Below are 6,296 nucleotides of genomic sequence, written 5' to 3'. Positions count from 1 at the left end.
AGAATCTCGGTCTTGAGGGACGAAGAAATCAAACCGGAGATCCTCCCCCTTCGGGGATGCTGCGCGATCGGGCGTGAAGCCCCCCTCAGAACGGCAGGCAAGAGCGAGATCCTTCGGGCGTGAAGCCCCCCTCAGGATGACAGGCAAGGGCAAGCCCGAGGTCCTTCCGGCAAAAAGTACGCCGTCAGGACGACAAAAAAAACGTCGCGGAGGCTTTTGTTTGTCATCCTGAGGCCGGTCTTCTTGGCCGAAGGATCTCGGTCTTGAGGGACGAAGAAATCAAACCCGAGGTCCTTCCGGCAAAAAGTACGCCGTCAGGACGACAAAAAAAACGTCGCCGAAGGCTTTTGTTTGTCATCCTGAGGCCGAGCCTTATCCGGAACGAGAACAATATCTAGCGTTTGACAGATTCCCTGAAGTTCTCCAGGAACGCTTTCCCGTCCTCAATCTGCTTCGCCACCTGGCCGAAGGCCGTTCCCCCGTAGGTGTTCCGCCGCTCCACCGCAGAGCGTAACGAGAGAAGCGGAAGAAGGTCCTCTCCGGCTTCGGGAAGGAGTTTTTTCCATTCATCCCGGGTGAGATCGAAGAGCCCTTTTTTTCGTGCGATGCACTCTTTCACCAGGCCGCCCACCATTCCATGGGCCTGCCGGAACGGAACGCCCTTGGCGACGAGATATTCGGCCACGTCGGTGGCGAGCAGGAAGCCGTCGTTCATTCCTTCCGCGGCCTTTTCCCCGTCCACTTCCACCGCCGACAGGAGAGGGACCAGAACGGCAAGCATTTCCTCCACGGTCTTCAGGGAGGCCTGGAGCCCGCGTTTGTCCTCCTGCAGGTCCCGGTCGTAGGTCATGGGAAGACCCTTCAGCGTCACGAGAAGATCGAGGAAATGGCCGAGGATCTGCCCTGTCTTTCCCCGGAGCAGTTCCAGGACGTCGGGGTTCTTTTTCTGGGGCATCATGCTCGAGCCGGTGCAGAAGGCGTCGGGAAGAAGAAGCCATCCGAATTCCCGGGAGGAGTAGATGACGAAGTCCTCGGCGAGTCGGCTGCAGTGGGTGGCGAAGGTGACGGCGAAGGAGTGGTAGTCCGCCATGTAGTCTCTCTGCGCCACCGTATCGAGGCTGTTTCTCGTGGGAGCGGCGAAGCCGAGTTCCCGGGCGGTCATCTCCCTGTTCAGGGGAAGAGTGGACCCGGCAAGAGCTCCGGCGCCGAGGGGGCACTCCCGGAGAGATTCGAGGGCAAAGAGCAGCCGGTCGCAGTCCCGGGAAAAGGCGGTAAAGTGGGCCATCCAGTAGTGCCCCATAGAGATGGGCTGGGCCTGCTGGAGGTGAGTGAAGCCCGGAACGATGATCTCCCTGTGCCGGGCCGCCCGTTCCAGCAGCACGGCGAGAAGGGCCTCCATGCCCGAAGCAAGGTGCCGAAGCCGGTCCCGCAGGAAGAGACGCATGGTCACCGCCACCTGGTCGTTCCTGCTCCGGCCGGTGTGGAGCCGGGCTCCGGTGGGGCCGAGCAGTTCGATAAGGCGGCTTTCGATATTCATGTGCACATCTTCCAGTTCCTGGGTGGGGACGAGGACCCCCGAGGCTATCTCTTCCCTGATCCTGTTGAGCCCGTCCTCGATCCGCCGGGCTTCGTCCGCCGGGATCAGTCCCACCGAGCCGAGCATTCTGGCGTGGGCGATGCTCCCGTCGATGTCATAAGAGGCGAGCCCCCAGTCGAGATCGAGAGACTGGGTGAATTTCTGGACTGCCTGGGCGGTGTTTTCGGAAAATCTGCCCTTCCACATGGAGGTGTCTCCTTTCAAGGGTAAATATCTTCATCGGCGGACGCAGCCGGAGGCCGCCGGCGCCGCGCAGTGCAGGGGGACGAGAGCCTTGTGCAGGAAATCTGCTGCAGGGTGGAAACCGAGGGCGAGCCAGGACGCCGCCTGGAGATGGAGGCATTTCGCCCCTCCCCGTGCGGGGGAAAGATAGTCGATTCCTCCCGTCCCTCCCCGGCGCAGGGTGCCCCACACTCCTCCGCGGTATTTCCGAAGAAAGCGGGCGGCGGCGGGGTGAACCAGGAGCAGGCGGAGCCGGGCGTGGAAAAGGTTGTACTCCGTCCACGGATCAGGCCGTTCCATTCTCAGCCGTTCGAGTTCCGTGACCGCCCCCTCAGACTCGAGGGCGCCGCAGAGCCTTACAAGGTGAGGGCAGGAAAGCCAGAACGTGGTCGGGAAAGGCTTTCCTGCCTGGAGGGGACTGCAGGCGATGACGGACGGGAAGCCGAAGACACACCGCCGGGCGGTACCGATGACCATTGAAGGATCGAACTTTCGTCCCTTCATCTGGAGCGAGACGGCCGGAAGATCCCGCGGACGGGGCGGCTCAAAAAAGGAACGGGGGCGGATCCGCCCCCCTGAAAGCTTTCCGTTCAGCCGGTTCACTTCGCCGGTTTGCCTCTTTTCTTTGCCGCCCTGGAATTGTTGAGCTTGCTGTTCAGGTCGGCGATCTTTGCCTCGCTTGCTTTGAGGTAGTTGGACAGCTTCTTCTCGAAGGAGTTTTTGGCGTCCTCAGGCGCCGCCGGTCCGAAGGATGACGAGGCCCTGGAGGAAGCTGGCCTCGGGGCTTCCATCTTCTTGAGGGAAAGGTCGATCCTGCCCTTTTCGTCGATTTTGATGACCTTCGCCTGGACTTCCTGGTTGAGGGAGAGAATGTCCTCCACCTTCTTCACGAAGCTGTGGGAAAGCTCCGAGATATGGATCATGGCCCTCTGTCCCGTCTTCAGCCGGACGAAGGCGCCGTAGGGCATGATCTGTTCCACCGTACAGGTCACCACTTCCCCGGGAGCGAGGGGGGTGTTTTCTGTTTTTTTTTCATCTGCCATGCGGTTTTCTACCCTCCACGAGTATTGGATCAGGATATATGTTCCTGGAAAAAAGAAACGCCATGGTGCCGAATGTTTCCGGTAGAAACCACCCCCGCAAGTTTAGCTGTGTCGCTGTATTTCGGTCCATCTCCATTCGAGTCCCCCTCCCTGCCGCAGCGAGCGGACAAGAAGAAGGCCCCGGGAAGAAAAGGCTCGACTGTAGGGATTATACCAAACAAGGAGCGTTCCTCTCTCTTTGTTCAGAATACTTTTCGCCACCCCGTCACGGATGACCGGATAATAGAAGGCGAGGAGGATTTCTCCCTCCAGGGGCAGGATTTTCCCCCGGACGTAGGGAAGCCTGCTCTCTCTTTCCTGGGGGAGGCCTGACACCAACCGAAGCCCGTTATTTACCGGCACGGTTTTCAGGGGTTCCACTTTTCCGGGAGTCTTTTCTGCCCCCTCCGCCCTTTTCCAGCCGTATACGGCCGGAGGCAGGATGGTGAGGGCTTTTTTCCCCGGTCTGGCCTTTTGTGTCGTTTCCCGCAGCGGAAGGAGCCCTCCCGATATCCTCGACTCCATGGACGCCCCATACAGAACCGTTCCCAGAGCCCTCCGGGGAGGCCTGAGAGGATGAACCGCCCCGTTCCGTTTCAGAGACCTGGGTTCAACGCCGCCTCTTTCAGAGTGCCAGGAACGGACGGATATCCTCCCGAGAAAAAGCCTGGCGATATTCTCCCGGAGCCGGTCAAGATCCACTCTTTTCCTCGCCGAGGGCGGTCATGGCCTTCCCCATTCGAGAAAAGGGCTCCAGGAGATCCATGGTGGCGGCAGCCTCCACGAGAATGGAAGCCGCCGACCGGGCGTCCTCCTCTCTGACACGGCCCCCCGGCAGGGTAAAACGGAGCGGGGCGCTGACAGCGTCGGCCTGAACGATATAGGTCCCCGGATCGTTCTGCTTTTCAATATCGCCCGTGGCGTCAAGGGGGGAACGCGCCGTGGGGGCCAGGAGGATCGTCTTTGATTTGGCCAGTTTTGCCAGAGGGTCCAGAAGTTCCCCGTCCTTGCAGATCCACAGGGCCGGCGGTACCTCCACTGCGCCCACGAGGCTCTCGAGGATCAGTTCTTCCTTGATGTAAACGTCGAGGGCGTTCCCGTAGAGGATCTTTTCGATTTTTGAGGGGGTTATGGGGTCCGTGTAGCGGAAGTCGGCGGGAATGCCCCGAAAGTCCGTCACGAGGACGGCCCCCCGAAAGGTTCCTTCCGTTCCGTCCACAAGGACGTACCCGAGATTTTTGCCTGCTGCCTGGGATGCCACGCCTTTTCCTCCTTCGGGGGATGTCCGCTCACGCGTAAAAATCAAGCCGCCCCGTTTCCGCCCCGGAGACGGGGTTTCCGTCGTCTTCCCGTTCCTCTCCGCGTCCCGGGGACAGATTTCTTTTGCCTTTCCTGCCGTCTTTTTCCGACTCGTCTCTCTTTTTCTTCGCGCCAATCCGTTCTTCCTCGGCAGACTGCTCCGCCGCCTGTACGGAATTGTCCCTGTGGACGGCCGCAGCCGCTCCCTCTCCCTGGCGGCCTGCCTGGTACGCCGCAGCGGAGGGGTCCCGGAGCTGCTGGGCGGTATGCTCGAGATTCCAGTGAGCGAGCTGCATGTTCACAGGAGTCACCACGGGCATTCACCTTCCTTCCGGTCAGTAGTCGAAGGGCTTGACCTTGACTTCTCCGCCGTCATAGATAAAAGAGCAGAACTGCAGCTTTTCCCGGACGATATACGTCAGTCCCCGGATGGAGACCGACACCCCAGGGTAGCACGTGCCCTTCACCCGGACGCACCCCTTGGTTTTGCTGTTCTCCATCTGCTGCTCGATGTTTCCAAGTTCGTCCTTCGCGCTTCCAAGCCGGCTTTCGAGCTGGAACTTGGCCTTCGTGAGGCTGATCATGAGAGCCCGCTTATTCTCGTCGAGTTGTCCCGCCGCTTCAAGCTTCTTCAGGAACGAGAGGTTGGCTTCTATTTTTTCACCTTTTTCCTCGGTCTCCGCGAGCAGGGCAAGCAGCTGTTTTTTTCTCTCGGTCAGCTCGGAAAGCACGCCGACGATAACTTCAGTCTTGGTTCCCATTTCACTTCCCAGGGTGAGGCAGACAAGCTCGAGGCCTGCCTGCACTTTCCCTCCGGCGATCTGGGATTTCTGGCCGCCGAGAACGGTGATGTTTCCGTGGGCGGCAAGATCGCTGTGCAGTACGGCATTTGTCACGGTGATGCTCCGGCCGCTCCGGACATGGGCCTGGTCGATGAAGCCCACGGTGATATCGCCGTCCGCCTCGATCTTCGCCTTGTTCATGCCCCGGATGCCACCGGTGACGGAGATGTTCCCCTTGCTGGAGAGATGGGCTCCCTCCACCACGCCTCGTATCTCTATGTCACCGGAGGAGACGATCTCGAAGCCTTCCCTGACGGCTCCGTTCACCAGGACGGCACCGATGAAGTTAATGTTCCCGACGCTGTAGTCCACGTCGCCGTCCACCTGGAAGACGGGGATCACGTGGAGTTTGCCCCCCTTCAGGACAAGATTGCCGTCAATGAGGGAATAGAGGTACAGGCCGTCCTCGGAGGCGTATGTTCCCGCTCCCGCAGGAAGCGGCCGGTCCTTCCCCTTTTTTGCCTTGAGGACGGTGCCTTTCACCGTGATGCCGTCGGTCCCTTCCGTGGCAGGAATTTTCTCGACGAGCATCTGGTTTTTCATCACCACGGTCACCGAATTCAGATTCTTGAGGTTCACCCTCCCGGACTCGTCCTCTTCCTTCGGTTTTGCGGCCCCGAACTGGACCTTGTAGTCGAAGTCCGCATCGGCACCGTCGATTGCGGGGGTTCCGGAAGCGACGACAGTCCATGATCTGCCTCTTTTTTCAGAAAGCATGTCGGAAATAAGCCCCTTGTCCACTCCTTCAACGACCCCCTGGGCGGAAAGGAACTCCATAACCTGGTCCACCGTGGGCCAGGGCTTGCCGGCGAAAGGAGGCTCGATCCAGAGTTCGGCGGACATGGCGTCGGAAGAGATCTTCACTTCGAAGGAGGCTTCCTTTTCCTGCTCCGGGTCCCTCTCGGCCACCTTGACGGGGGATCCGTCCTTCCGGGACAGGAAGGTCATCACGGCGTCGCCGTTGTAGTTCTCCACGCCCTTCGATTTAAGAAAACCGACCACCGACGGCATCGAGCAGTCGGCCCCTTCGGTCGCCGAAAGGTAGACTCCATCCTCCCTGAATTCAAGCTGGAACCTATCGTCTTCCATCCCTTTCCCCCCTGGCGCCGGGATATTGCTGCGGTCTGCAAAGCCGCCTCCCCGACGTGTTTGTTCCTTTTTCCCGGACCTCCCCGCCGCTCCGGGATTCAGCCGGTGAAACTCTCTTTACCCTTTCGCAGCGAGTATCCCCCGAAGGGCCGCGAGAGCCTTGCC

General features: G+C 60.0%; 7 protein-coding genes. All 7 read right to left on the bottom strand.

Annotation, left to right across the window (positions count from 1 at the left end; all coding sequences use genetic code 11):
• Nucleotides 1-394: 394 nt before the first annotated feature.
• Nucleotides 395-1,783 (bottom strand): argininosuccinate lyase, encoded by a 1,389-nt coding sequence (argH, locus tag JMJ95_RS04255; protein WP_290682980.1) that lies wholly within the window; start codon nucleotides 1,781-1,783, stop codon nucleotides 395-397.
• A 30-nt stretch (nucleotides 1,784-1,813) separates the two neighbouring features.
• Nucleotides 1,814-2,422: a DUF501 domain-containing protein gene (locus JMJ95_RS04250; RefSeq protein ID WP_290682978.1), complete on the bottom strand. Its 609-nt coding sequence runs from the start codon at nucleotides 2,420-2,422 to the stop codon at nucleotides 1,814-1,816.
• Entirely contained in the window at nucleotides 2,419-2,862 is a 444-nt protein-coding gene (locus JMJ95_RS04245) for a S1 RNA-binding domain-containing protein (protein ID WP_290682976.1), read from the bottom strand. Before JMJ95_RS04245 ends, JMJ95_RS04250 begins: the two co-directional genes overlap by 4 nt.
• Nucleotides 2,863-2,964: 102 nt before the next feature.
• Nucleotides 2,965-3,603 carry a hypothetical protein gene (locus JMJ95_RS04240; RefSeq protein WP_290682974.1) on the bottom strand — a complete coding sequence of 213 codons (639 nt, stop codon included), beginning with the start codon at nucleotides 3,601-3,603 and terminating at the stop codon, nucleotides 2,965-2,967.
• A complete protein-coding gene (locus tag JMJ95_RS04235) occupies nucleotides 3,593-4,162 on the bottom strand; it encodes a hypothetical protein (RefSeq protein WP_290682972.1) in 570 nt (189 codons plus the stop codon). Before JMJ95_RS04235 ends, JMJ95_RS04240 begins: the two co-directional genes overlap by 11 nt.
• A 28-nt stretch (nucleotides 4,163-4,190) precedes the next feature.
• Complete coding sequence (locus tag JMJ95_RS04230; RefSeq protein ID WP_290682970.1) at nucleotides 4,191-4,520, bottom strand: hypothetical protein; 330 nt, start codon at nucleotides 4,518-4,520, stop codon at nucleotides 4,191-4,193.
• A 15-nt stretch (nucleotides 4,521-4,535) separates the two neighbouring features.
• Nucleotides 4,536-6,131 (bottom strand): DUF342 domain-containing protein, encoded by a 1,596-nt coding sequence (locus JMJ95_RS04225; protein ID WP_290682968.1) that lies wholly within the window; start codon nucleotides 6,129-6,131, stop codon nucleotides 4,536-4,538.
• Nucleotides 6,132-6,296: the final 165 nt, after the last annotated feature.

The sequence above is a fragment of the Aminivibrio sp. genome, assembly GCF_016756745.1.
Classification (GTDB): Bacteria; Synergistota; Synergistia; order Synergistales; family Aminobacteriaceae; genus Aminivibrio.
This window is presented reverse-complemented; position numbering and strand designations above follow the sequence as displayed.